Raw genomic sequence first — 24,874 nt, forward strand, 5'->3', positions numbered from 1 at the left:
GTGAGTGCTGCGGCTCCGCGGACGGTGGGGCCTGCGGCGGCGCAGGGGGCCGCGGCGGAACCTGCTGCGGCGCGGGAGGCACGGGCTGATCGGGTGCCGGCTCCGCCGACGGATCCGAGGCTGGTTGCTGCGGCTGTTCCTGAGCGGCGCGCTCCGCGGCTTCGCGGCGCGTGGCCGGCTCAGAACTCGGGTTCTGCTCCGGAAGAGGAGGGGTCTGACTCGCGGTCATCTGGATCCTTCGGCAGCGTGCACATGTGTTCGGCGACGAGCGCGAGGATCACAAGAACAGCCCCCGCGACCGCTGTCGCGATCGTCTCCGCCATCGAGCCTACTGCGGGAGAGACGGGTCGTGTGAGGACGAATGTCACGAGTCCGAGCGCGAAGGATCCGGCGAGCGCGCCGACCATGCTCGAGGCCTTGGCCAGCACTGCAACGCGCACCGCGCGGAACGGATCCACGCGCGGCGCCTTCTCGTCGCGCACGGCGCGTCGGATCGGCCACGCGAACAGCAGGCAGCAGATTCCGAGGGCGACGAGCAGGACAGGGAGCATGATGCTCGGCGCGTACGTCGCGCGCCCGGCGTTCGTCAGCGCGAGGTCGACGATGTATCCGGTCGCGGCACCGAGAGCGGCGCAGGCGACGAGCGTCATCGGAGCGGTGCGCTTCACGTCGCCTCCGCCAGCGTCGCGACGAGGTCGGCGACCGCGCCGTGCCCGGGGAGATGGGCATCGGGATCGACGGCGAGCCACGGCGCGAGGACGAAGTCCCGTTCGTGGGCACGCGGGTGCGGCAGCGTCAGGCGCTCATCATCGCTCGTGATCGCGCCGTACGCGATGAGGTCGAGGTCGAGGGTGCGATCTCCCCATCGCTCGAAGCGCACGCGGCCGTGGCGCTGCTCGATCGCGTGCAGACCGGCGAGCAGGAGCGAAGGAGCGAGCCGCGTGCGCGCCGTCGCGACGGCATTGAGGTAGCCCGGCTTGGTCGGATCCGGCCCGTCACGCGTCATCGCGACCGACGAGACGGGATCCGAGCACACAACGTCGCTCGTGAGCGGCAGCTCAGCGATCTCGCGCACCGCCGCGTCGAGCGACTGCGAACGGTCGCCGAGGTTCGCCCCGAGCGCGATGACGATCGGGGCGCCGTGGCGCGTCATCGCCTGGCGAATCGGCTCAGCGAGGCGGCGCGTCACACGTCCTCCCGTGTGCGGCGCGCGGTGACCGACACGTCGGCGAACCGGTGGGAGATCGGCGCGTCGGGTTTGTGCACGGTGACGGCGACCTGGGTGACGCGGTCGTCGCGGAGCGCGGCGCGCGCGATGCGGTCGGCGAGCGTTTCGATGAGGTCCACGGGCTCGCCTTCCACGATCGCCACGATCGCGTCCGCGAGCTCGCCGTAGTTCACCGTGTCGGCGACATCGTCGCTCGCCGATGCCCGGCGCGTGTCGACCCGGAGCGTCGCGTCGACGAGGAAGGTCTGCCCCTCGCGGCGCTCGTGCGCGAAGACTCCGTGATAGCCGTAGGCCGCAAGGCCCGTCAGCGTGATCTCGTCGGTCATGCGGATCCGCCGTCCCACGCATCGAGGACCGCGAGCGCGTCGCGCGTCGCGGCGACGCCGTGCACGCGCACCCCCCACGCCCCCGCCCGCTGCGCGAGAACGCTCGTGATCGCCGTCGCGTGATCGCGTCGCTCACGCGAGGCGTCGCCGCCGAGGGGTCCGGCGAGGAACCGCTTCCGGGAGGTGCCCACGAGCACGCGGTGCCCGAGTGCGGTCACATCGGCGAGCTCGCGCAGCAGCTGCCAGTTCTGCTCGCCGGCTTTTGCGAAGCCGATGCCGGGATCGACGACGATCCGCTCGGCCGCGACGCCTGCCGCCAGCGCGGCCTCGACGCGGGCCGCGAGCTCGGTGGCGACCTCGCGCCCGACCCGGTCGTAGTCGGCGAGCGCGTACATGTCTGCCGACGGACCGCGCCAGTGCCCGATCACGATCTGCGCGCCGGTGTCGGCCGCGATCCGGAACATGTCGGGATCGGCCCGGCCGCCCGACACGTCGTTGATGATGGCCGCGCCGGCGGCGACCGCGCGCTCGGCGACATCGGCACGATAGGTGTCGACGCTCACGAGAGCGGGCCCGTCTGCGAGGCGCTCGATCACCGGCAGGATCCGCCGGAGTTCTTCTTCCGACCCTACGGGATGCGATCCAGGCCGCGTCGATTCGCCGCCGATGTCGAGAATCGTCGCGCCGTCGGCGACGAGCGCACGCCCCTGTGTCACGGCCGCGTCGTGGTCGAGGAATTCGCCGCCGTCGCTGAAGGAGTCGGGCGTCACGTTGACGATGCCCATGATCTCGATCATGGCTGGTCCCGGCCCGCGATCGTGGGCTCGTCCGTCGTCTTGTTCTGCACGCCGATGATCACGTAGGCGGCCATCTCCGCGCGCGCCGCCTCGGTGGCGAGACTGCCGCGCGTCGCGATGGTGACAGTCGTGCTGTCCGGGCGCTTCTCACCGCGGGTCCGCAGGCAGTCGTGCGCCGCGTCGAGCATGACGAAGACGCCCTCGGCGTCGAGACCGTGGTGGATCGCATCGGCCACCTGCTCCCCGAGTCGTTCCTGCACCTGCGGACGCGCCGACACGATGTCGAGCACGCGCGCGAGCGAGCCGAGTCCGACGACGCGCTCCCCCGGCATGTACGCGATGTGCGCGCGCCCCTGGAACGGCAGCAGATGGTGCTCGCAGGTCGACCGGAACCCGAGGTCACGTACGAGCACGGCGCCCGTCGGCACCGTCTCGGGGGCGGGCCCGCGCGAGACGTCGATCGTCTTCGCGAGCGGCTCCATCGGATCCGCGTCGAGACCCGAGTAGAGCTCGACCGCGGCCTGCGCGACGCGCGCGGGCGTCTCGCGCAGGCCGGGGCGATCCGGATCCTCTCCGATCGCCTCGAGCAGCTCGCGCGTCAGGGCGGCAACCCGTTCCGTGTCGACGGCCATCACGCTCTCCTGTCGTCCGGGCTACGCAGTCGCGGGTCGCGGGGATCCGCCGGTCTCGGGATTGGTGTTCGCCTGCGGCGCCGCTGCCTCCGCAGCCGGGCCCGGATCCGCCTGCGCGGCCGCGCGCGGCACGTCGATCGGCGGCACGGGCGACACCGGGCGCTCTTCGCTCGAGAGCCACTGCGGACGCTGGTCGATCTTCTTCACATCACGGAAGATCTCCGCGATCTGCCGGTGATCGAGCGTCTCCTTCTCGAGCAGCTCGTGAGCGAGCCGATCGAGCACGGTGCGATTGGCGTTGAGCACCTCGTAGGCCTCGTTGTGCGCCTGCTCGATGAGCGCGCGCACCTCCTGGTCGATACGCTCCGCGATCCCGTCCGAATAGTCTCGGCCGTGCCCCATGTCGCGGCCCATGAAGACCTCGCCCGAGCTGCCCGAGAGCTTGACCGGGCCGACGGCCGTCGTCATGCCGTACTCGGTGACCATCTTGCGGGCGATGTCCGTCGCCTTCTGGATGTCGTTCGAGGCGCCCGTCGTGGGGTCGTGGAACACGATCTCTTCGGCGACGCGGCCGCCCATCGCGTACGTCAGCTGGTCCTGCAGCTCGTTGCGCGTGATCGAGAACTTGTCTTCCAGCGGGAGCACCATCGTGTAGCCGAGCGCCTTGCCGCGCGGCAGGATCGTGATCTTGGTGACCGGATCCGAGTAGTTCATCGCCGCCGCGGCGAGCGCGTGCCCACCCTCGTGGTACGCCGTGATGAGCTTTTCCTTGTCCTTCATCACGCGCGTACGACGCTGGGGGCCGGCGATGACGCGGTCGATCGCCTCGTCGAGGGCGCGGTCGTCGACGAGCTGCGCGTTCGAGCGTGCCGTCAGCAGCGCCGCCTCGTTGAGCACGTTCGCCAGGTCGGCGCCCGAGAAGCCCGGCGTCTTGCGCGCGACGTCCTCGAGGTCGACGCCGTCGGCGATGGGCTTGCCGCGCGCGTGAACCTGCAGAATCTGCAGGCGCCCCTTGAAGTCGGGGGCGTCGACGCCGATCTGCCGGTCGAAGCGGCCGGGACGCAGCAGCGCGGGGTCGAGGATGTCGGGGCGGTTCGTCGCCGCGATCACGATGACGTTCGCGTTGGGGTCGAAGCCGTCCATCTCAACGAGCATCTGGTTCAGCGTCTGCTCGCGCTCGTCGTGGCCACCGCCCATGCCGGCACCGCGGTGACGTCCGACCGCGTCGATCTCGTCGATGAAGATGATCGCGGGGGCGTTGTCCTTGGCCTGGTTGAACAGGTCGCGCACGCGGCTCGCGCCCACGCCGACGAACATCTCGACGAAGTCGGATCCGGAGATCGGGTAGAAGGGCACGCCCGCCTCGCCCGCGACGGCGCGCGCAAGCAGGGTCTTTCCCGTTCCGGGAGGACCGTAGAGCATGACGCCCTTGGGGATCCGCGCCCCGAGCTGCTGGAACCGCGTCGGGTCCGACAGGAAGTCCTTGATCTCCTGCAGCTCCTCGACGGCCTCGTCCGAGCCGGCGACGTCCGCGAACGTGACGTCGGGGTTCTCCTTCGTGACGTTCTTCGCGCGCGACTTGCCGAACTGCGCCATGCGTCCGCCGCCCTGGGCGTTCGCGAGCAGGAACCAGAACAGCAGGCCGAGCAGCAGGACCGGGATCATGATCGACAGGAGGCTGCCGAAGAACGACGCCTGCGGCACCGCGTCGTCGTAGCCGTCTGCCGGATCCGCATTCTCAACCGCCTGCACCACGTCGTCAGCGCGCGCCGAGACGTAGTAGAACTGCACCTCGGTGGCGCCCTCGTAAGCGTCGGAGAGCGTCAGATCGACGCGCTGGTCGCCGTCGGTGATGAGCGCTTCGGTCACGCTCTCGCCGCCGAGCAGCTCCATGCCCTCCTGCACGGTCACGTGCTTCGGGCCGCTGAACGTCGTGAACAGTGAGAAGCCGGCGATCAGTGCGGCGGCGATGAGCACCACGTACAGGACGGGATGCCGAATGATCTTCTTGACGTTCATGTGCTTCGGGTGCCCCGACTCCTCCTGGCTGGTCGCGCAACTGACGCGGTTCCTCCCAGGTTACCGGCCGCAGTTATCAGGCCGCCGGGGATTCGCCGACGGCGGAACGACCCCGCTGGATCAGGAGTAGACGTGGGGGGCGAGCACGGCGACGTCGCGGAGGCCGCGGTAGCCCTCCGCGTAGTCGAGACCGTAGCCGACCACGAAGTCACTCGGGATGTCGAAGCCGACGTACTTCGCGTCGATCTCGACCTTCATCGCGTCGGGCTTGCGCAGCGCCGTGAGCACCTCGATCGAGGCGGCGCCGCGGGTGGCGAAGTGCTCGAGCAGCCAGTGCAGCGTCAGGCCGGAGTCGATGATGTCTTCCACGACGAGCACGTGCTTCCCGTCGAGCGGGGTGTCGAGATCCTTGCGGATCTGGACGACGCCGCTCGACTTCGTCGAGGCGCCGTAGCTGGAGACGGCCATCCAGTCCATCGGTGCGTCGATGGTGAGGTGCCGCGCGAAGTCGGCCATGACCATGATCGCGCCTTTGAGCACGCCCACCAGCAGGATGTCCTTGCCGGCGTAGTCGCGGTTCACCTCGGCGGCGAGCTCGGCGAGTCTCGCCTGCAGCTCCTCCTCCGTGACGAGGACGCGGTCGAGGTCTGCCTGAATGTCTGCGGCTCGCATGGATCCACCCTACGCGCGCACCCGGGCGCGAACGCACACGTTTTTCGCGAACGCACACGCTACTTCATGTGCTCTGGCGAGAATCGTGTTCGTTCGCGGTGACGTGGACGAGACCGCCGCGGCGAGTGGCGATGCAGGCGGGCAGATCGATGGGGCCCTGGCCGCGCCAGTCGGTGACGAGGCGCGCGACCTCCTGCGTCTGCGTGCGGGTCAGCGAAACGCCGAACTCGCTGCGCACGACGTGGCGGATGACGCGATTGCGCAGCGCCGGAGGGTTCGCGGCGAGCGCGGCGGCCGACACCGCGATGCCCGCCTCCGACGGCTCGACGATGTCCTCGATGATCTCGTCGATCATGTCGGCGAACGCCTCGTCGTCTTCGCGCAACTGATCGGCGGTCCGGACGAGGGCGTCGGCGATGCCGGGGCCGAGCTCCTGCTCGAGCACCGGGAGCACGCGATCTCTCACCCGCACGCGCGCGAAGCGGGGATCCGCGTTGTGCGGGTCTGTCCACGGCTCAAGGCCCTCGTGGGCGCAGAACGCGCGCGTCTCCTCGCGGCGGACCCCGAGCAGCGGCCGGATCCACGCGATGCCGCGGTCGTCGAGCGCGCGCGGCGACATGCCCTTGAGGCTCGCGGTGCCGGATCCGCGTGCCAGCCCGAGCAGCACGGTCTCAGCCTGGTCGTCGTGCGTGTGGCCGACGAGCACAGCGGCGGATCCGGTTGTCGTCGCGAGCTCGCGCAGTGCAGCATACCGTGCGTCACGCGCCGCCGCCTCCGGCCCGCCGACACCATCGACGTCGACGCGGACGACGCGCGCGTCCGCGATCCCGATGTCGCGAGCCTGCTCCGCGGCGCGCGCGGCGACCTCGGCGGATCCGCTCTGCAGCCCGTGGTCGATCGTCGCCGAAGAGATCTCGAGCCCCGCGCGCGACGCCTCGTATGCGGTGGCCGCGGCCAGCGCGAGGGAGTCGGCGCCGCCGGACAGCGCGACGAGAACGCGGGAACCGGATCCGGCAAGCGGCGCGAGCGACTCGCGAACGGCACGGCGAACGGCGGCGATAACGGGATCCAGCACGCTCCCCACGGTAGCGGTTAGGGTTATCCGCGGACGTCTCCCCCTCGACAACAAGGAGCACAACAGGTATGGGCGCGTACGACGCTGTAATCGAGATTCCGCGCGGTAGCCGCGTGAAGTACGAGGTGGACCACGGCACGGGGCGCGTTTTCCTCGACCGCGTGCTCTACACGACCTTCGGCTACCCGACGGACTATGGGTTCTTTGAGAACACGCTCGGCGAGGACGGCGACCCGCTCGACGTACTCGTCGTCATGGACCACTCGGTGTTTCCCGGCGTCGGTGTGAAGGTGCGCCCGGTCGGCGTGCTGAAGATGAGCGACGAGGCCGGCGGCGACGACAAGGTCGTCGCGGTCATCGCGAAGGATCCCCGCTGGGACCACATCCAGGACGTGAACGATCTGGGCGAGTACACCCGCAAGGAGATCGAGCACTTCTTCGAGCACTACAAGGACCTCGAGCCCGGCAAGTGGGTCAAGGTCGATGACTGGGCCGACGCCGCAGAGGCGGAGCGCCTCGTGACGGAAGCCTACGAGCGCTTCGAAGCTGGCGAGGGCCAGACGAAGACGCAGGGCGAGGGAGAGTTCCCCGACTCGCGCAACTGATCGCGATAACGCGGCGCCTCGGATCCGAAAGGACCGGGGCGCCGCGGCGTTGCCGCAGGGTCAGACCCAGATGCCCCGGTTGGCCATGAAGTCGATCGGGTTCACCGTCGGTCCGTTGACGTAGACCTCGAAGTGCAGGTGGCAGCCGAAGGAGTTGCCGGTGTTGCCCTCGTAGGCGATGACGTCGCCGGCATTGACGTACTGGCCGTAGCCGACAACGATGCCGCCGTCGACGATGTGCGCATAGCCGGTGCCGATGCCGCCGCCGTGGTTGATCCGGATGTAGTTGCCGTAACCGCCGTTGTAGCCCGCATATTCCACCGTGCCGGAGTGCGCCGCGAAGATCGGCGCACCGCAGCCGGCCGCGAGGTCGACGCCCGCGTGGAACGAGCTCGAGCAGTACGACGGTCCGCACTGCGAGACGCGCCATCCGTAGCCCGAGGTGCGCCCTCCGCTGCTGGGTCGCACCCAGCCGTTGGACGGCGAGGGAGGAGGGGGAGGCGGCGGAGGCGCGGGGGACCCCCCACCGCCGCCGTTGTTGTTCTCTTCCTCGCGGCGGCGCCGCTCTTCCTCTTCTTTGCGGCGGCGCTCCTCTTCCTTTCGCCGGCGCTCCTCTTCCTTACGGCGGCGCTCCTCTTCCTTACGGCGCTGCTCTTCCTCGTAGGCCTTGCGACGCTTCTCGCCTTCCTTGTAGTCGGCGAGCTTCTTGTCGGAGTTGTCCTCGAGCGCGGCGAGCTGCTGCTCGAGCGTGATGAGGTGATCTTCCTGGTCCGCGAGCACCTGCTCGGCGACGCGCTGCGCCTCCTGCGCGGCGGCCATCTTCTCCTGCGCCACCTGCTGGAGACGGTCGCGTTCCTTGCGCGCCTCCTTGGCCTGATTGGTGAGGTGCTGCGCCGAATCGCGCGCGGCCACGGCCTCGGCGTAGATCGATTCGTTGCGCTGCGCGAGCTTGTCGAGGCGCCCGAGCTTCGACAGGAGCTCGTCGGCATCGTCGGCAGACTCCGCGAAGAGCAGTTCGTAGGGGGTGCTGTCGCCGCTCGAGCGCGAGAGCTGGGAGGCGACCTTCGCGGCGGCGCCAGCGGCCTTCGTCGCCTGCTTCGCCTGCTCGTCGGCCTGCGATTGGAGCTCGTCGGCGCGGTAGGCGGCCTCGTAATACGCCTGCTGAGCCTCGTAGTACTCGTCAGCCGCCTTCTCGGCGGCCGCCTGTGCCTCGGCGACGGCGTTCTTCAGCTGCGCGATGTGCGACTCGATGCGCGAGATCTCCGAGGCCTTGTCGGCTTCGTTGCGTCGAGCGCGCTCGACGTCATCCCACGTCGGGTAGTCCTCGGGGTTGTACGTGATCGCGGCGGCGCGGCTGGATCCGTTGAAAGCGGCAAGCGCTCCGAGGGAGGCCACACCGAGCACTCCCGCGACGAGCGCGCCTCGACGCGACAGCGGCGCCCAGAGGCGGCGCCGCTCGTCGGGCGTCGGCGCGCAGTCGCACGCCTCAGCGGCGTCGTCTGCGCGTTCGGGCGCGCGAGGAGCTGAGTTCACATTCGTCACAGTAACAACATTCGACACATAATCAACAGGTGACACATGCGGATCACGTGTCGCTGCGCCTGCATCCTCCCCTACCGACACGCCCGGAAGCCGTATGGCGCGCCCCGATTTTGCGAATCAGGACAGGCCGTGCGTAAGATTGATGAGTTGGCACATGGGCCCCATGGGTTCGGTCAGCCGCTCGGCCCCATCGTCTAGCGGCCTAGGACGCCGGCCTTTCACGCCGGTAGCACGGGTTCGAATCCCGTTGGGGTCACACCGCCTGATATAATTGAAAATTGTGCGAAATGCACACATCTGGCCCTGTAGCGCAGTTGGTTAGCGTGCCGCCCTGTCACGGCGGAGGTCGCGGGTTCAAGTCCCGTCAGGGTCGCTCTGAGCGGCGGGCCTTCTTGAAAAAGAAGGCCCTTCGTGTAGGAAGCGGCATACCGTCGCTCGGCTCTGTAGCTCAGTTGGTAGAGCGTTCGACTGAAAATCGAAAGGTCACCGGATCGACGCCGGTCGGAGCCACAGGGATGGTCGTTACAATCATCCTAGAAACCCTCGCCTAGCTTCTACATGGCGGGGGTTTTGCTTTGCCCGGGTAGTGGCACTCCCCCGGGCTGGCCGGCTGAGACTGTTGGGCGCGCGTGCTCCCCTTCCTGAAGCTGGCCGCAGTGAAACAGCTGCTCCGCAACAGCTGTGCCGGTTTGGGTCGATCCTCACGCCCCTGCGTCGCTGCGCAGTGGTTTCCGTCCCTCACAACCGTCTCCCTGGGGCGACGCACTTCGGGTTGCTGCACTCCTGGATGCGGACGGGCGAACGACCGAAGGACTCGTCGATGACACCGACCCTCGCCCGTGCGAGAAAGCACAGCTCCGCCGTCCTGACCGCCGCGTCAGCACCTAAGGGCCTCAGCGGAGCGTCGGCCCGGACGACCTCTCTTGTGGTCGACCGTCACGCGTCGGCTGCCGCGGCGAAGAACAGCACGACCAGGATCCCGGCCAGCAGGAGCATGCTCACGAGATCGGCCGCTGGTGTGGCGGCGCTGCAAAGCAGTCCCGATCCACGCTCGATCTATTGCGAACGAGCAGGCGGAGGGGCAGTCGAGTCGCGAACGATGAGTTGCGGCGAGACGACGACATGAGGGCGTTGTTCGCCGGTCCGGACAGCATGCTGCAGCACGTCGAATGCGTGCTGTCCCAGCGCGACGAAGTCCAGTCGGGCCGTTGTCAGTGGTGGCGAGAAGTATCGCGCCTCCGGCATGTCGTCGATGCCGACCAGGGAGAAGTCCTGCGGGGATTGGTATCCCCGTTCCCGCGCGGCGGCGGAGAATCCGAGCGCGAGTTCGTCATCAGCCGCGAACACGGCGGTGAAGGATTCGAAGTCAGCACGCAGACCAGCGGCGTAGCCCGCATCCCCGGTCCATGCTCCACCCGCAAGCTTGGGCAGCAGAACCGCACCGGCGTGTGCGATCGATTCGTAGTAAGCACGCTCGCGCTCTTGCGACTCCGCGCCGTCGTCGGGGCCGGACAGGAACGCGATGCGGTGGTGACCGAGCTCGAGCAGGTGGTCCATGACCATTCGTCCTGCGGCGTAGGAGTCCGCGCCCACGCTACCGGTCTGGGGGAGAGGTCTACCGGTGATCACGACTACGGGAACTTCGTGGCGAACAGTCTTCTCGAGGACGGACTCGAGCCCATCAACACGTGCGGAAACGACGATCCCATCGACACGCATGGAAAGAAACCGCTCCAACGTGCGCGTCGCTTCCGCCGGGTGCGTGTTCGTATCAGGGAGATGCGCGGTGACGAGGGTGATGTCACCTTGATGCGCTGCGAAGCTGAGGCCCGAGAGGGTTTGTGCGGCACCGTAATTGAGCGGGGCGGACGTCAGTACCCCGACTGTGTCCGCCCTGCCATTCTGGAGGCTTCGGGCCAGGCGGTTCGGGCGATAGCCGAGCGCGTCGATTGCCTGCTGGATGCGCGCGCCTGTGTCTACGCCAACGAAAGAGGCGCCGGTCAAGAAGCGAGACACCGTTTGGGCGGACACGCCCGCGAGGCGCCCGACATCGTTGAGAGTGGGGCGCCTCGATGGGGCGGCGTTCGCTGGTGCGCCTCGTGGCATGTGCTGCTCCGGTCCGGGCTCAGTTCATCCTTATGGTATCGAGTTGTCACCATGTTAGCGATTGCGTCACTAGTTCATCGAGCGTGTTGAGACAGAAATGCCCGATAAATCAGCAATTTAGTGGAGCCAAGATCGCCCCTTGACAGGACACATGCAAACGCTAACATGGAAATTCCAAGATGCGCCGAACGCCTTCGCGGCGGCGACGGAGCCAAGCAACAAAGGATGCGCAATGATGCGAACGACACAGACGTTGGCTTTGGGCGGTGTGCTGCTGCTCACTGCGGGCCTCGCGGCCTGCTCTGATGGTGGGGGCGCCGAGGAGGGGCAGATCACCCTGACTTACTGGAAGCTTGCCGACACGAATGACGCTTCGAAGCAGGCCTGGGAGGAAACTCTCGCCGGGTTCGAGGAAGCCCACCCGGACATCAACATCGAAGTGGAGGAGCGCTCCACCGATGGTCACAAGGAAGCGCTGCGGACGTCGTTGGGAACGTCGGCCGCGCCTGACGTGTATTGGTCGTGGGCGGGTCCGGGCATCGGGGGCGACTACGTCGAGAGTGGTGCAAGCCTCGACCTCGCGGAGTACTACGACGAGTACGGCTGGGAGGACCGTTTCAGCGATGTGGGCATGGCCAGCGTGCAGCAGTACGGCGGCTATGACGGCGTCCCGAACGGATTCGCAGGGGCCGCGGTCTTCTACAACAAGGACTTGTTCGCTGAGGCCGGCATCACCGAGACCCCCACCACGTACGACGAACTGGTCGAGGCCGCAGACAAGCTTGTCGCGGCGGGGATCACACCGATCGAGTTCGGTGGCACGGTCAACTGGCACCTGATGCGGTTGCTCGACAACATCCTGATGACTGAGTGTGGCGCCGACACTTTCCGGGATCTGATCACGGAGCAGGCGGACTGGTCTGCGGAACCGTGCGTCGACTCGACGTACTCCGAGTTCCACACTTGGACCCAGGAGTATCTGACCGATGGTTGGGTGAGCCTAAGCGACTCCGAGGCCAACGCGCTCTTCTTCACGGGCGAAGCGGCGATGGTCATCGAAGGGAACTGGTTCGACAACGTCCTGCGCGCAAACGACGTCGACACCAGTACGATCGGCGTTTTCCTGTTCCCGACGGGCACCGGTGAGCTGTACGGCGACACATCGAACGTCTATGTCTCCGCTCAGACGGAGCATCCTGACGAGGCTGCGGTGTTCCTCGATTACCTGACGAGCGAAGAGCCGCAGCGCATCAACCAGGAACTCGTAGGTTCGCGCCCGGTGAACGTGAATGTCGAGGTCGACTCTTCGACACAGGACAGCCTCGACAAGCAGTGGAACCCGATCTTCGATGAGGCAACCGGGCTCTACTACTTCAACGACCAGGGGATGACGCCTGCCCTGACGACCGAGTACTGGCGAATCCAGAACCTGGTGGCGACAGACCAGCTCGATCCCTCGGAGGCGGGCGCCGAGATGCAGAAGTTCATCGACAACCAGTGACCTCATCGCCGGTGGGAGGTCTTAGGGCCTCCCACCGGCGTGCCATCACCTGCATTGGACTCCCATGGCAACATCATCTGCGTCAGTTTCAGCGCCTGTACCCGATCGACGTCGTCGACGCCGCCGGTCTCCGTTCCTCGTCGCACTTCCTTTCCTCGCCCCGGCCCTGGTCGCGTACCTCATCTTCGTCATCGGTCCGATGGTCGAGTCAGTACGGCTGTCGTTGTTCGAGTGGACCGGATTCGTCGGTGCGCCCCAGGTGTTCGTCGGTATCGACAACTACGTCCGAATCTTCACGCAGGATCCCGTCTTCTGGAGAGCGTTCGGAAACACGGTCATCTGGATCGTGCTCTCGCTGATCATCCCCTTGACGATCAGTCTTGTTCTCGCGGTTGCACTGAACAGGCCGCTGTTCGGCCGAAATCTCTTCCGCTCCATGTTCTACATCCCCGGAGTGCTCGCCTCGATCGCGGTCGCCAACATGTGGCGATGGATCTACAACCCGAACTACGGCATCGGGGCAAGCCTCGGCGAGGCGCTCGGGTGGGAGTGGCTGGCTGACATCCAGTGGCTCGGGAACCAGGACATCGCCCTCTACTCGGTGTTCATCGCTTTCGTGTGGCAGGCGGTCGGCACCAACATGGTTCTCTTCTTGGCAGGACTCCAGTCGGTGCAGAAGGATCACATCGACGCTGCGCGCATCGACGGCGCAAATGCCTGGCAGGTGTTCCGCAACGTCACCTTGCCCGCGTTGCGCCCCACGATGGTGATCGTCATCGTCCTTACATTCATCGGGGCGATCAAGGTATTCGACCTCCTCGTCGGAATGACCGGCGGGGGCCCCGCTCAGATGACCCAGGTGCTCGCGCTCTGGTCCTACCAGCAATCAATTACGAACCACGAATACGGGCCCGGCAACGCCATCGCCACGGTGCTGCTTGTGCTGACGCTCATGGTCGTGCTGCCGTACCTGGCATGGACGGCAAGACAGGAGGACAAATGAGCACCGTCATCGCACCCGCGAGTCGTGTGGTCGGTCAGTCCGCATCACAAGAGCCACGCCGCGGTCGCCGCAACTACATCCGCATCGGCCTGTGGATCGCTCTGGTGCTCTCGTTGATCATCTGGATGCTGCCACTCGTCTTCATCCTGCTCACATCGCTCAAGACTGAAGCGGATGCCATCGGCACCCCGGTGTTCTCTCTCCCGACGACCTTCGACTGGGCGAACTACCCTGAAGCGTTCGAGTCCGGGAACCTTCTCGGCGCCGGAATCAACAGTCTGATCATCGCCCTCATCAAGGTTCCGGTCGGGCTGCTGATCTCCGCATCGGCTGCGTTCGCGATTGCTCGCATCAAGTTCAAGCGCAACCGGATCTTGCTCGCGGCCATGGCCATCGGAGCGATGGTGCCGGTACAAGTCGCGATCGCACCGCTGTTCCAGGTCGTGAACTCGCTCGGTCTTCTGAACACTCACATCGGCGTGATCCTGCCATACATCGGGTTCGGCATTCCCTACCAGATCTTCATCCTCTACGGCTTCTTCCGTCAGATCCCGGAAGAGCTCGACGAAAGCGCACGTATCGACGGCGCCTCCTACGCGCGACTGTTCTGGCAGATCATCCTTCCGCTCTCAGGGCCGGCGCTCGCGGCGTTGTTCATTCTGGACTTCGTCGCGACATGGAACGAGTACGGGATGGCACTGGTGCTTCTTCAGAGTTCGGACTCGTGGACCGTGCCGCTCGCGCTTCAGGGGTTCCAGTCTCAGTACACGAGCTCGTACGGGCCCATCAATGCATTCACGATCATGTCGGTGATACCGGTCGTGATCGTCTACCTGCTGTTCCAACGCTACTTCGTGTCCGGCGCATTCGCCGGGTCCGTGAAGGGATGACACTCATGCCGAATCCTGTCACCAACGTCTTCTCGCGTGACGACAAACTCGGAACTGTAATGAGAGATGCGCGGGCGCGTGCCGTGCTCCAGCGTCACATGCCTGAGCTCCAGAGCCTCTCGACCATACTCACCCTGGGGGGGCACCCGCTGAGCCTCGTTGCACGTACCTCACCTGCTCTCGCCGGACCCGACGATGTGCAGGCGCTGTTCGAGGAACTGGAGTCGCTGCCGCCTGAACCGGCAGACGATTCTGATCGGCGAGGACAGTCCCCTGAACGCGCCGCGCGCATCTTCGATCAGGACTCCGCGCCGTCGTCCGCTGTCGTCTCCTTCGCCCAGTCCGTCTCGCGGTATGAGACGTTCGAAGCGGTGTTTCAGGGCCCGAGCAACGGGAACCCGTTCTGCGACGTCGAGCTGAGCATCCAGCTGGAGTCGCCGAGCGGGCGGATCGAAGTGCCAGGCTTCTACGATGGGGACGGCACGTATCGGGTCAGGTGTCTCGTTGAGGAGACTGGGCCGCATCGCTTCCGGAGTGTGAGCAACGCACCCTCGCTCGACGCGATCGAAGGGCGATTCGACGCTCACCCTGACCCAGGGAACAGGCGGGGGCCGGTGCGAGTCCACGACCGTCATCACTTCGCATACGCAACCGGGCAGAGGTACGTTCCCGTGGGGACGACTGCCTATGCCTGGACGCATCAAGGCGACACGCTGGAGGAGCGGACGCTCGCGTCGCTCGAGACGTCCCCGTTCAACAAGATCCGGATGTGCATATTTCCGAAGTCGTACATCTTCAATGAGAACGAGCCGAGTCTCTATCCCTTCGTGGGAGGCCCCGAGCAGGGGTTCGACTTCGAGCGGTTCGATGAGCGGTACTGGCGGCACCTTGAGACGCGCGTGCAGCAGCTTGACGATCTCGGGATCCAAGCGGATCTGATCCTCTTCCATCCCTACGACCGGTGGGGCTTCTCTGACATGGGCGCCGCCGCCGACGATCGATACCTTCAGTACGCGGTCGCTCGTCTTGGCGGGTTCCAGAACGTGTGGTGGTCGCTCGCAAACGAGTATGACTTGATGCCCACGAAGTCCGAGGACGACTGGGAGCGCTTCGCCGCGATCGTGAAGCGAAACGATCCTGCGGGCCATCTTCTGTCCATTCACAACTGCTTCGACTTCTACGACCATGGCCGCGCTTGGGTGACGCACGCGAGCGTGCAGCGGCAGGACATCTACAAGACGGCCGAGATGACCGACCAGTGGAGGGAGCGTTGGGCGAAGCCCATCGTGGTCGACGAGTGCGGGTACGAAGGCGACATCGACCAAGGCTGGGGGAACATCACCGGCGTCGAGATGGTGCGACGCTTCTGGGAAGGTGCCGTGCGAGGTGGCTACGTCGGGCACGGCGAGACGTATCTTCGTGAGCGCGATGAGCTGTGGTGGTCGAAGGGTGGCGACCTGATCGGCTCGAGTCCCGCCCGGATCCGATTCCTCCGCGAGATCCTTGAAGACGCGCCGTTCGGACTCGACCCGGTGAACACTGATTGGGACATCCCCAGCGCCGGCCGGCAAGGCGAGTACCTCCTTTTCTACTTCGGCTTCAGCCAACCCAGGTTCCGCCGGTTCCTGTGGGACCCGGAGGTGGAGTACACCGTCGATGTCATCGACACATGGAACATGACGGTGGAGCGATTGCCGGGGACGGTCAGTGGACGGTTCACCGTGGACATGCCCGGCAAGCCGTACATCGCATTGAGGTTCCAAGCGACGACGTCCGCTCAGTTCAGAGCGACGGCGTAGCGAGATCAGGGAGCGTGACGTCCCAGACTCCACAGTCGGGGGCGGTTGTCGCGCGGACATACGTATGTTGAGTGAAGGTGGATCGGATGAGTGACCGGATGCTTCGTGCCGTGATCGACTTGGATGTGAAAGGGCCGCGAATCAGCCGCCACCTGTATGGGCATTTCGCGGAGCACCTGGGCCGATGTATCTATGGTGGGTTCTGGGTTGGGGAGGACTCGGACATCCCGAACGAGCGCGGCATCCGCCTCGACGTCGTCGAGGCGCTGCGCGCGATTCGTGTCCCCAACCTTCGCTGGCCAGGCGGATGCTTTGCGGACGACTACCATTGGCGGGACGGTGTCGGGCCGCGCGAATCGCGGCCGCGGATGGTGAACAGCCACTGGGGCGACGTGGTGGAGAACAACCATTTCGGCACCCACGAGTTCATGGACCTTTGCCAACTCCTCGGCGCGGATGCGTATGTCAACGGCAACGTCGGATCCGGCACCGTGCGTGAGATGAGCGAGTGGGTCGAGTACCTCACTCGTGGTGACGACTCGCCGATGTCTTCATTGCGTCGATCGCACGGGCAGGATGAGCCATGGCATGTACCGTTCTGGGGAATCGGCAACGAACCGTGGGGTTGCGGCGGCAACATGCGCGCCGAAGCCTACGCGGATCTCGCTCGTCAATATTCGACGTATCTCCGCAATCACGGCGGCAACAAGCTGTACCGCATCGCAGCCGGTGCTCGTGACGACGATTACTCGTGGACCGAGGCCCTCATGAAGTCGCTGACGTGCCTCGGATGCGGACCGGACCCGCAGCGACTCTTCGAAGCGATCTCATTTCACTACTACACGATCCCGCTTTCCTGGCAAGAACGGGGACTGGCGACCGTCTTCGACGATGCTCAGTACTACCGGACGATGATCCAGGCGCGACGCGTGGATGAGATCATCGGCCGGCATGCGACGGTCATGGACCACTACGATCCACGCAAGACGATCGGTCTCGTGCTCGATGAATGGGGAACGTGGTTCGATGTTGAGCCCGGAACAAACCCCGGCTTCCTCTACCAACAGAACACCATGCGCGATGCTCTCGTTGCGTCCGTGCACTTCGACGCTTTCCACCGCCACGCGGATCGGCTCGTGATGGCGAACATCGCGCAGACGCTGAATGTCCTCCAGGCCATGATCCTCACAGATCCCGAGACCGAATCTCTCGTCCTGACCCCCACCTACCACGTCTTCGAGATGAACACGGGCCATCACGATGCCGAGTCTCTCGCTGTGAACTTCGTAGGTGACATACCCTGCCGGTCCGTGGACGGAATGGATCTTCCAGTACTCTCCGCATCGGCATCCACGCGCGACAACCGGGCTCTCATCTCCGTATCGAATCTCGACGTAGAGGCGACTCAATCAGTTCAATTCGACCTGCGTGGACGCGAGGTTCAGGACGTTCGAGCTCGCATCCTCACCGCAGACAAGCCACAATCTCACAACACCCCGCTCGCGCCGACGGAGGTGGCTCCGAAGGACTTCCCGCTCACAATGAACGAGCGCGGGCTGGCGGTTGAGATCCCGAGGCATTCCTACGTCGCGATCGAACTCCTGCTCGCCCCGGATGGCGGGTGAGGTTACAGGCTGACCCAGCCGCCGGCCGGAAGCGTCGTCTGGCGTAGCGTTCCGTCGACCTCTATCGTGATGTCGCGGGCCGAAGGCCCGAGGTTTGCTGCGAGCGCCGCAGCACCGGGTCTGATGCACGAACAGGTGACAGTTGATGTTTAGGCCGCGAGGGCCATGGGCGGGTTCATGATGGCCTCGTACTCGACCGGGGTCAACTTCCCCAGTCCGTCCTGTCGACGACGCCGGTGATACGTCCGCTCGATCCACCGCACGATCGCGATCCGCAGCTGATCTCGCGTGGCCCAGCGACGACGATCGAGGACGTTCTTCTGCAACAACGAGAAGAAGCTCTCCACCGCCGCGTTGTCGCCAGCAGCGCCGACACGACCCATCGACCCGACCAGCCGGTGGCAGTGGAGTCCCGCATAGTGGTGTAACGCGCGGTGGTCTGCCTCGTCTCTGACGTAGACGCGGTCACCGTGTGATCCTTCGAGGAAACCTCCTACAGCCTCTCGAACGGAAGACACACGATGACCGCTCCTGACATTGTCGACTCTGCCACCGTCCTGCGTGAAGCGCTCGGCGACGCGTCACCCGATCTGATGCGGCAGCTGCTGCAGACGATCATCAATTCGCTCCTGTCTGCCGAAGCCGACGCGGTCGCAGGAGCCGAGTACGGACAGCCCTCTCCTGACCGGGCCACCCAGCGCAACGGCTACCGCCACCGTGATCTCGACACTCGTGTCGGCACGGTCGATGTCGCCGTCCCGAAGCTCCGGCAAGGCTCGTATTTCCCGGAATGGCTTCTCGAACGCCGCAAACGCGCCGAGACGGCACTGATCACGGTCGTCGCCGAGTGCCACCTCGCCGGAGTCTCCACCAGGCGCATGGACAAGCTTGTGAAGACTCTCGGCATCCATGCCCTCTCGAAGTCGCAGGTCTCCCGGATGGCTGCCGATCTCGACGAACATGTCGATCAGTTCCGCAACCGGCGTCTCGATGACGCTGGCCCGTTCACGTTCGTCGCTGCCGACGCGTTGACGATGAAGGTTCGCGAGGGCGGGCGCGTGGTGAACACGGTCGTCCTCGTCGCCACCAGCGTCAACGCCGACGGCAGGCGCGAAGTCCTCGGACTGCGCGTTGCGACCAGGCAGACCGGTCCTGCCTGGAACCAGTTCTTCGCCGATCTCGTCGCGCGCGGCCTGACCGGTGTTCGTCTCGTCACCAGCGACGCGCACGCCGGGCTCGTCGAGGCAGTCGCTGCGAACCTGCCCGGCGCGGTCTGGCAGCGTTGCCGCACCCACTACGCGGCGAACCTCATGTCTGTCACACCGAAGAGCCTCTGGCCCGCGGTCAAAGCAATGCTGCACTCCGTCTACGATCAGCCCGACAAGGCCGCCGTCGACGCGCAGTTCGACCGTCTCCTCGACTACGTCGCCGAGAAGCTCCCCGACGTATTCGACCATCTCGACGCCACCCGCGCGGACGTCCTCGCGTTCACAGGCTTCCCGAAAGACGTCTGGTCGCAGATCTGGTCGAATAATCCCAACGAGCGTCTCAACAGGGAGATCCGTCGCCGGACCGACAGCGTCGGCATCTTTCCGAACCGGGACGCCATCGTCCGCCTCGTCGGCGCGGTCCTGGCCGAGCAGACCGATGAGTGGGCTGAAAGACGACGCTACCTCGGGCTCGAGCTCCTGAATCGCTGCCGTCTGAGCCTCGTCCCCGACACCGGAGAGGAGATCGACACCGAAGACCCCGACCTTGCCCTGTCCGCTTGACCAACCCCAGCTCGATCGATCACCCGAGCGTTACACCACCCCACGGGACTTGACCTCCCCTGGCTTCTCGTCGGAGTCGGATTGCTTGCCCTTCAGGTGCTGATCGTCTGGATCGTCATCTTCTCCGCTGTCAAGAGCGCGCTTCGCGCCGACCGGGAGCGCGCTGCGCACGAAGGTCAGCAACGCTGAAGCCAAACATAACGAAAGCGTCCCTCCTGCCGAAGCAGAAGGGACGCTTTCAGGTGGCGCCTTCACGCGCAATAGTGGGGGCAACCCACCGTTCACGAAGACCGGAACCGCTTAGAGAAAAATGAACCCCGGCCGTCGCACTTGCGTGCACTGCGCCGGGGGCTATCCCCCTGCTGTAGTTCGGAAACTACAGCACTGCAACGAGAGCACCATGCGTCGACTTCGAGCCACGATTCCCACCGCGCGCATCGGCATCAACTACATGCAAGTCTCCTCGCTGACGGCTCGCTGCAAGCGATCGAAGGTGGACGGGCTCGGTTCACCCAGGACGTGGTGTTCACGTCTTCGTCCGCCGCCGCAGCAGTTGTAGCCGGACGTTCGGCGAACGGACGCACTTCGTGGATCGATGAGGCTTCAGGTATCAACTTCGGCGAGTGGCAGGCTCGGGGTATCGCCGACTGACCGCGGCAGCAAGCCCACTGATTTGTGCCCGAGCGGCATATATCGCTATGGTCGTCGCTGGCTCAGCCACCACCTGCCAGATCACAACAGCATTCCCGACCCGGTCGACGGCCGAGTAAGCGCCCTACGACCTCACCACGGCTCCGGGTCCGGTGCATCGAGGAGAGAGATGCGTCACGGCGCAAGTATGCTCGCGAGCGCCGCGCTGGTCCTAGGTCTCGCCGCGTGCTCCTCTGCATCAGACGGCGAACCCGGCGGCGCGAACGAACCAACGTCCGGTCCTTCACAACCGGCGACCGTATCGCCCGATGTCGAGGAGCCCGACGGCTCGCGAACGGACGATGCGGAAGAACCCGTCGCGGGGGACATGGCGTGCGCCGATCCCTACACGGGCGACACTAACGAGACCGACGAGGACGTGGCGGAGTTCCGGGAGCGGATCGACCAACGCGGTGACGAGACCGTCGTCGATCTGGGCGAAACCATCACCGTCGACTATCACGACGGGATTCAGAACCACCACTTCGAGTTCACGGTGCACTCGGTGACCAAAGTCGACGAGTTCAACGACCACGCGGCCGAGGAGGGGTGTTTCCTCGTCGCAGAACTCGAAGCGAAGGCCCTGAGCGGCGACTATTTCATCGCACCGCCGTACGTGATGAAGAATCTGCGGAACGCGGACGGTGATCTCATCCGCACCGCCAACGATGATCTCGATGTCGTCCTGGACAACGAGGACGACGGCACCAGCCACGGGCCGGTGGTGTACGAGATCAGCGAGGAGGACGGCACCGGTTCCTCCTTCTTCCGATTCGACGTCGGGCACGACGGACACACCATCGTCGTGCGACAGGACGAGTTTTAGAAGCTTGAGGATGCCGCAACGCGGCATCCTCCTCGCCGTCTCGCCGCGCCGAGGCAGGTGCGCCGCGCGCGGACCACCGCACATGATCCCACCGATAGGAGCTCGCACGATGCGACGTGGCGCCATTCTGGCCAGCTTAACCACCATTGTCCTCCTCAGCGCCGGTTGTTCCGAATCCGCTGACCAGCCCAGCGCGGAGGAGCCGGCACAAGCCTCGAATCAGCCGGAAGACGGCTCGCCCGACCTCTCGGGGTACGCACCAGAGGTCCAGGACGCCCTCGCCGAATACGACGTGGTCACGGGCCTCGGTGAGCCGGTGTCGCTCGAGTCGAGCTTCGGCGAGCACGAGATGATCCTGGACAATCCGCGTATCTTGAACCCTCCGCAGGAGATGGTCGATGACTATGACCTCCTCGAGGGCGGCGAGTGGTTCTTCAGCGTCGACGCGACAGTCACCGCCCTGAAAGACGGGAAGATCAGCGAGCCGTTGGCCCTCGATGACTTCTTCGACTTCTCCATCCTCCATGTCGACGATTTGCTGGAGGGCGGCCCGGGAGGGAGCGCAGGCAGCAACGACACGTGGTTCTTCGACACCCTCGCGGGGCCGGACCTCCGTGCCGAGGTCTCGACCGGAGACACACGCGAGGCAACCCTCACGTTCGGGGTGACGGACGAGGCACGTGAGGGCCCGTACCTCCTCACCCACCACGGATTGGAGGGCATTTCGGACATCGCCATCGCTGTCGAAGCGACCGAGATCGCCGAGGCCGATCCCGCTGACACCGACGCCGCCGGTCAGGTCGACCTTCCCCCGGTCGAGTCCATCGACGAGATCAGCATCGATCAAGATGACATCGTGGGCTTCGGCGAGGAGGTCACGGTGAGGACGATGAGCGGTGATTACACGTACACCGTCGAGCAGCCACGACGCGTGGAGGTTCCCGAGGATGCCTATCCCGCCGGTGCCGAGGAGGACTGGTTCCCCGTTGCCTTCGAGGTCACGATCGAGGCGAGCAATGTCCCGGAGTACGAGGCTCAACCCTACCGCCGGATGCGCGAGCGGCTGGCCCTGCAAGAGCCCCATGACGAGGAGCGGCTCGGCGCCGAGGGGAACGGCACTCGCGTCGGATTCTCCCTCAACGGGAACATGCCGGATGACGTCGAGCTCACCACGATGCTGGAGAACGGCACGCCCGTGACAGGCGACCTGATCATGCTCGTCGAGGAACGAGAAGTGTACGAGCTCCGCAATGGCGACGAGTTCAGCGCGCTTTTCCTGCACGCGGACATCCTGCCGGCGAGCTGATCGTGCGCCACTAAGCGCCACGGTGGCTGAACACGATGCCTGGCCCGCATGCCAACATGCTACAAATGCATCCGAACGCGCGGTCTTCGGTGCATTCGCGACACGTTGCGCGGGCCGACGCTGCGTTACCGTGCGAAGCGCCGGTGGGCGGCGGCGAACAGCTGCAGCCCCTCCTCCTCGCTGAGGCCGGCCACACCCGGCAGCAGCAAGTAGGGGATGTTGAACGCCAAGTACGGCTGGGGACCGATCCGCGTCCGCCACCAGGACGGCTGCTCATTCACGCGCGCGAAACCCTCCGGGGTGAGCGGCATGACCGTGCAGATGCCGCCGATGTCCATCCTCGTCCACACGCGACGCCATTCGGGCGCGCCGAGATGACCCCACGGGATCGGTCCGACGCCTCGTGCGACGATCCCGCGCGCGTCGATCACGACGGGACCCAATTCGGCCTCCAGTCGGCCGCGGTAGGCGTGGACGTGCAGCGCGAGCACACCCGCGTTGAGAACGCCCACGAAGCATAGGAAGCCCCCGAGCGGAACGAGCAGGATCCATGCCCCGGAGCGCGCCAAGAGGATTCCCGCGATGATCAACAGCAGGCCGACGGCCCCCACGGCGAGGGACACCGGAATGATCGCTCGGCGCCGCTTCGCCCACCGCGCACTGGCACCCGAGTATGCGCCGGCAAGCCGCACGCACCCGTGCGTCTCGAGGAGCCGGACGCTCTGCGCGAGCAACACGGGACCGCTCGTCGTCACACGAAACCGTCCAGCGGCCGCAGCGATTCTAGGATCTCCACCAGTTCGTCCCGCGAAATCTCAGCCCTGTCACCGCGCAGGACGACGGATCCGTGCGCCTCGCTAACCGGATCGTCGAGCGCCACGATCGCAACAGGCTCGTCCCAGTCACGACAGTAGTTCGTGCACTCAGAATAGGTTTGCGTGAACACAACGGCGGCCCCGATCGGGGTATCGACCTCGTCGATGTCCCGCGGATCCGCGACATCGTCGATCGACCGATAGTCGCCGTGGTGTCCGTTGAAGATGCGCGTCGGGTCCGAGAGCTCGCAGGCCGCTCCGATGGACTCGACCGTCAGCTTCCGTTCGAATCCGTAGGAGATCGTGGAGCACTCGCTTTCCGCGGCGGCGGTATGCACGGTGGTGATGCCGAGGCCGTCCGGCACCCGGAGTTCGATCTCCAGGACGTCATCGCGAAGCGAGATGCGCTGCCCGTCTGCAGCCATCATTCGGCCCACGACGAACACCACCGCGAGGAGCACGACCGCGAACAGCGCGACCACGCCCAGCCCGATCCACAGGCCGCGGCGACGCAGCGTCACGCGGCTCTCACCGCCCAGCAGGATCCGAACACGCATCCCCCTTTCCGCCCCACGGATGAGCGTTCGCGTCTCAGCGTATCGGGTTCGCTTCCGACGGATCCGCCGCAACTCGTGAGCGACCGACGGAAGCGCACCGGACGCCGCTCAACTTCCACAAATGCACCCAAATGCGCGATTTTGGATGCATCTGTGGAAGGTGGAGCGCGGGCTCAGGTGCGGGGAGCGAGAGCCGGGCCATACTCCTCCAGCAGTCCGGCGACGTAGGCCGCCGCACGCGAGCGCCTCCGCGACCGCGGCCAGACCACCGAGAGCCGCTCGAGGTTCGGTGTGGGGTCGAGGCGGCGGCGCACCAGGCGGCGTCCCTCGTAGCTGACCTCCGTCTGGGGTGCCTGGATGCACAGCGCGAGGCCGAGCCCGCGCGCGACCAGGCTGCGCATGAGCTCGAAGTCCCCGGTGCGCACCCACACCTGCGGCGCGAGCCCCTGCCGGACGAAGTACGCGAGGGTGTCGTCGGGGCCCGGCAGATGCGACATCACGACGAGCCGTTCCTTCGCTACCTCGGCCGCCGGCACGACGTCGCGCTCTGCCAGCGGGTGGTCTGCCGGCAGGATCACGTGCATCACGGTGTCGTACATCAGGCGGCTGTCGAGGTCGTGCTCGAGGTGCACGTTGTACGCCACCGCGAGGTCGAGTTCGCCTGCCCGCAGCGTCGAGAGCAGTTCCGGCTGCGGCAAGGATCGGACCTCGAGGCGCAAGTCTGGGTGTTGCTCGGCCAAGAGCTCGTAGAGGAACGGGAACACTGTCGGCACGAGCGAGGGGAACGCGCCGACAGTCAGCGATCCGGTGAGCGCGGCGCCGGTGGCGCGGCCCGGCAGGTCGTCCGCCTCGCGCAACAGCGACAGCGACAGCTCGAACACCTGCTCGCCCGTGGGGGTGAGAGTGAAACCGGATCCGCGACTGCGCGACGCGAGCGGAACGGTGAAGAGCTCCTCGAGCTCGTTGATCGCCGAGGCGACCGCCGAGCGCGAGACGTGCTCGTCATCCGCCGCCGCCGAGATGCTGCCGGCCCGCGCCGCCGCGGCGAAATAGGCGAGCTGACGAAGGGAGAAGCGAGGCACCGGCAT

General features: G+C 65.9%; 23 protein-coding genes, 3 tRNA genes and 1 pseudogene. 13 read left to right on the forward strand and 14 right to left on the reverse strand.

Translation table 11 applies throughout. The features are described 5' to 3' along the window. Positions 1 to 179 precede the first annotated feature (179 nt). The 8 genes from IEW87_RS00075 to tilS all read right to left on the reverse strand — a co-directional run bounded on the left by IEW87_RS00075 (position 180) and on the right by tilS (position 6,749). Positions 180 to 668 (reverse strand): DUF3180 domain-containing protein, encoded by a 489-nt coding sequence (locus IEW87_RS00075; RefSeq protein ID WP_188710299.1) that lies wholly within the window; start codon positions 666 to 668, stop codon positions 180 to 182. Next, the gene (gene folK / locus IEW87_RS00080) at positions 665 to 1,189 is read right to left on the reverse strand and encodes a 2-amino-4-hydroxy-6-hydroxymethyldihydropteridine diphosphokinase (protein WP_373285070.1); all 525 of its coding nucleotides are present in this window, start codon (positions 1,187 to 1,189) and stop codon (positions 665 to 667) included. Before folK ends, IEW87_RS00075 begins: the two co-directional genes overlap by 4 nt. Further along, positions 1,186 to 1,560 carry a dihydroneopterin aldolase gene (gene folB / locus IEW87_RS00085; RefSeq protein ID WP_229731157.1) on the reverse strand — a complete coding sequence of 125 codons (375 nt, stop codon included), beginning with the start codon at positions 1,558 to 1,560 and terminating at the stop codon, positions 1,186 to 1,188. The genes folK and folB overlap by 4 nt, the downstream gene beginning before the upstream one ends. Next, positions 1,551 to 2,351, reverse strand: a complete 801-nt coding sequence (gene folP / locus IEW87_RS00090; protein ID WP_188710301.1) for a dihydropteroate synthase — start codon at positions 2,349 to 2,351, stop codon at positions 1,551 to 1,553. Before folP ends, folB begins: the two co-directional genes overlap by 10 nt. Then, positions 2,348 to 2,983 carry a GTP cyclohydrolase I gene (gene folE / locus IEW87_RS00095; protein ID WP_188710302.1) on the reverse strand — a complete coding sequence of 212 codons (636 nt, stop codon included), beginning with the start codon at positions 2,981 to 2,983 and terminating at the stop codon, positions 2,348 to 2,350. Before folE ends, folP begins: the two co-directional genes overlap by 4 nt. Before the next feature lie 21 nt (positions 2,984 to 3,004). Continuing rightward, entirely contained in the window at positions 3,005 to 5,002 is a 1,998-nt protein-coding gene (gene ftsH / locus IEW87_RS00100; RefSeq protein ID WP_188710303.1) for an ATP-dependent zinc metalloprotease FtsH, read from the reverse strand. Positions 5,003 to 5,122: 120 nt separating this feature from the next. Continuing rightward, entirely contained in the window at positions 5,123 to 5,674 is a 552-nt protein-coding gene (gene hpt, locus IEW87_RS00105) for a hypoxanthine phosphoribosyltransferase (RefSeq protein WP_188710304.1), read from the reverse strand. A 64-nt stretch (positions 5,675 to 5,738) separates the two neighbouring features. Beyond that, positions 5,739 to 6,749 (reverse strand): tRNA lysidine(34) synthetase TilS, encoded by a 1,011-nt coding sequence (gene tilS, locus IEW87_RS00110; RefSeq protein ID WP_229730795.1) that lies wholly within the window; start codon positions 6,747 to 6,749, stop codon positions 5,739 to 5,741. A 68-nt stretch (positions 6,750 to 6,817) separates the two neighbouring features. Here tilS and ppa point away from each other — a divergent pair, with 68 nt between their 5' ends. Next, the gene (gene ppa, locus IEW87_RS00115; protein ID WP_188710306.1) at positions 6,818 to 7,354 is read left to right on the forward strand and encodes an inorganic diphosphatase; all 537 of its coding nucleotides are present in this window, start codon (positions 6,818 to 6,820) and stop codon (positions 7,352 to 7,354) included. A gap of 60 nt (positions 7,355 to 7,414) precedes the next feature. Here the strand turns inward: ppa and IEW87_RS00120 are convergent, their stop codons facing one another. Continuing rightward, positions 7,415 to 8,887, reverse strand: coding sequence for a M23 family metallopeptidase (locus IEW87_RS00120; protein WP_188710307.1), 1,473 nt, complete (start codon positions 8,885 to 8,887; stop codon positions 7,415 to 7,417). Positions 8,888 to 9,079: 192 nt separating this feature from the next. On the opposite strand from IEW87_RS00120, the gene IEW87_RS00125 reads away from it, so the two are divergent. The 3 genes from IEW87_RS00125 (at position 9,080) to IEW87_RS00135 (ending at position 9,406) form a co-directional block, all read left to right on the forward strand. Beyond that, positions 9,080 to 9,152 (forward strand) — tRNA-Glu (locus IEW87_RS00125). Between the two features lie 43 nt (positions 9,153 to 9,195). Beyond that, positions 9,196 to 9,269, forward strand: a tRNA-Asp gene (locus IEW87_RS00130). 64 nt (positions 9,270 to 9,333) lie between these two features. After that, positions 9,334 to 9,406 (forward strand) — tRNA-Phe (locus IEW87_RS00135). 546 nt (positions 9,407 to 9,952) lie between these two features. On the opposite strand, the gene IEW87_RS00140 is transcribed toward IEW87_RS00135, so the two are convergent. Next, positions 9,953 to 11,002 carry a LacI family DNA-binding transcriptional regulator gene (locus IEW87_RS00140; RefSeq protein ID WP_268234584.1) on the reverse strand — a complete coding sequence of 350 codons (1,050 nt, stop codon included), beginning with the start codon at positions 11,000 to 11,002 and terminating at the stop codon, positions 9,953 to 9,955. A gap of 232 nt (positions 11,003 to 11,234) precedes the next feature. On the opposite strand from IEW87_RS00140, the gene IEW87_RS00145 reads away from it, so the two are divergent. The 5 genes from IEW87_RS00145 (at position 11,235) to IEW87_RS00165 (ending at position 17,820) form a co-directional block, all read left to right on the forward strand. Further along, entirely contained in the window at positions 11,235 to 12,503 is a 1,269-nt protein-coding gene (locus IEW87_RS00145) for an ABC transporter substrate-binding protein (RefSeq protein ID WP_188710308.1), read from the forward strand. A 64-nt stretch (positions 12,504 to 12,567) separates the two neighbouring features. Then, complete coding sequence (locus IEW87_RS00150; protein WP_188710309.1) at positions 12,568 to 13,506, forward strand: carbohydrate ABC transporter permease; 939 nt, start codon at positions 12,568 to 12,570, stop codon at positions 13,504 to 13,506. Beyond that, complete coding sequence (locus IEW87_RS00155; protein ID WP_188710310.1) at positions 13,503 to 14,396, forward strand: carbohydrate ABC transporter permease; 894 nt, start codon at positions 13,503 to 13,505, stop codon at positions 14,394 to 14,396. Before IEW87_RS00150 ends, IEW87_RS00155 begins: the two co-directional genes overlap by 4 nt. A gap of 5 nt (positions 14,397 to 14,401) precedes the next feature. Then, positions 14,402 to 16,195, forward strand: coding sequence for a DUF5605 domain-containing protein (locus IEW87_RS00160; protein ID WP_188710311.1), 1,794 nt, complete (start codon positions 14,402 to 14,404; stop codon positions 16,193 to 16,195). A gap of 86 nt (positions 16,196 to 16,281) precedes the next feature. After that, entirely contained in the window at positions 16,282 to 17,820 is a 1,539-nt protein-coding gene (locus IEW87_RS00165) for an alpha-N-arabinofuranosidase (RefSeq protein WP_229730797.1), read from the forward strand. Positions 17,821 to 17,969: 149 nt separating this feature from the next. Here IEW87_RS00165 and IEW87_RS00170 read toward each other — a convergent pair. Further along, a pseudogene (locus tag IEW87_RS00170) lies at positions 17,970 to 18,293 on the reverse strand (integrase core domain-containing protein); the annotation flags it as partial. Between the two features lie 48 nt (positions 18,294 to 18,341). Here IEW87_RS00170 and IEW87_RS00175 point away from each other — a divergent pair. The 4 genes from IEW87_RS00175 to IEW87_RS00190 all read left to right on the forward strand — a co-directional run bounded on the left by IEW87_RS00175 (position 18,342) and on the right by IEW87_RS00190 (position 22,414). Further along, the gene (locus IEW87_RS00175; RefSeq protein ID WP_188710312.1) at positions 18,342 to 19,592 is read left to right on the forward strand and encodes an IS256 family transposase; all 1,251 of its coding nucleotides are present in this window, start codon (positions 18,342 to 18,344) and stop codon (positions 19,590 to 19,592) included. Positions 19,593 to 19,922: 330 nt separating this feature from the next. Further along, positions 19,923 to 20,243 (forward strand): DUF4357 domain-containing protein, encoded by a 321-nt coding sequence (locus tag IEW87_RS15185; protein ID WP_188710313.1) that lies wholly within the window; start codon positions 19,923 to 19,925, stop codon positions 20,241 to 20,243. Then, complete coding sequence (locus IEW87_RS00185; protein WP_188712808.1) at positions 20,188 to 21,108, forward strand: hypothetical protein; 921 nt, start codon at positions 20,188 to 20,190, stop codon at positions 21,106 to 21,108. Before IEW87_RS15185 ends, IEW87_RS00185 begins: the two co-directional genes overlap by 56 nt. Before the next feature lie 109 nt (positions 21,109 to 21,217). Then, positions 21,218 to 22,414, forward strand: coding sequence for a hypothetical protein (locus IEW87_RS00190; RefSeq protein WP_188710314.1), 1,197 nt, complete (start codon positions 21,218 to 21,220; stop codon positions 22,412 to 22,414). A 125-nt stretch (positions 22,415 to 22,539) separates the two neighbouring features. Here IEW87_RS00190 and IEW87_RS00195 read toward each other — a convergent pair whose 3' ends face one another. The 3 genes from IEW87_RS00195 to IEW87_RS00205 all read right to left on the reverse strand — a co-directional run bounded on the left by IEW87_RS00195 (position 22,540) and on the right by IEW87_RS00205 (position 24,874). After that, positions 22,540 to 23,169, reverse strand: coding sequence for a hypothetical protein (locus IEW87_RS00195; protein ID WP_188710315.1), 630 nt, complete (start codon positions 23,167 to 23,169; stop codon positions 22,540 to 22,542). After that, entirely contained in the window at positions 23,166 to 23,786 is a 621-nt protein-coding gene (locus IEW87_RS00200) for a hypothetical protein (protein ID WP_188710316.1), read from the reverse strand. The genes IEW87_RS00195 and IEW87_RS00200 overlap by 4 nt, the downstream gene beginning before the upstream one ends. A 173-nt stretch (positions 23,787 to 23,959) precedes the next feature. Further along, positions 23,960 to 24,874, reverse strand: coding sequence for a LysR substrate-binding domain-containing protein (locus IEW87_RS00205; RefSeq protein WP_188710317.1), 915 nt, complete (start codon positions 24,872 to 24,874; stop codon positions 23,960 to 23,962).

The sequence above is a fragment of the Microbacterium faecale genome (genome assembly GCF_014640975.1).
Taxonomy (GTDB): Bacteria; Actinomycetota; Actinomycetes; order Actinomycetales; family Microbacteriaceae; genus Microbacterium; species Microbacterium faecale.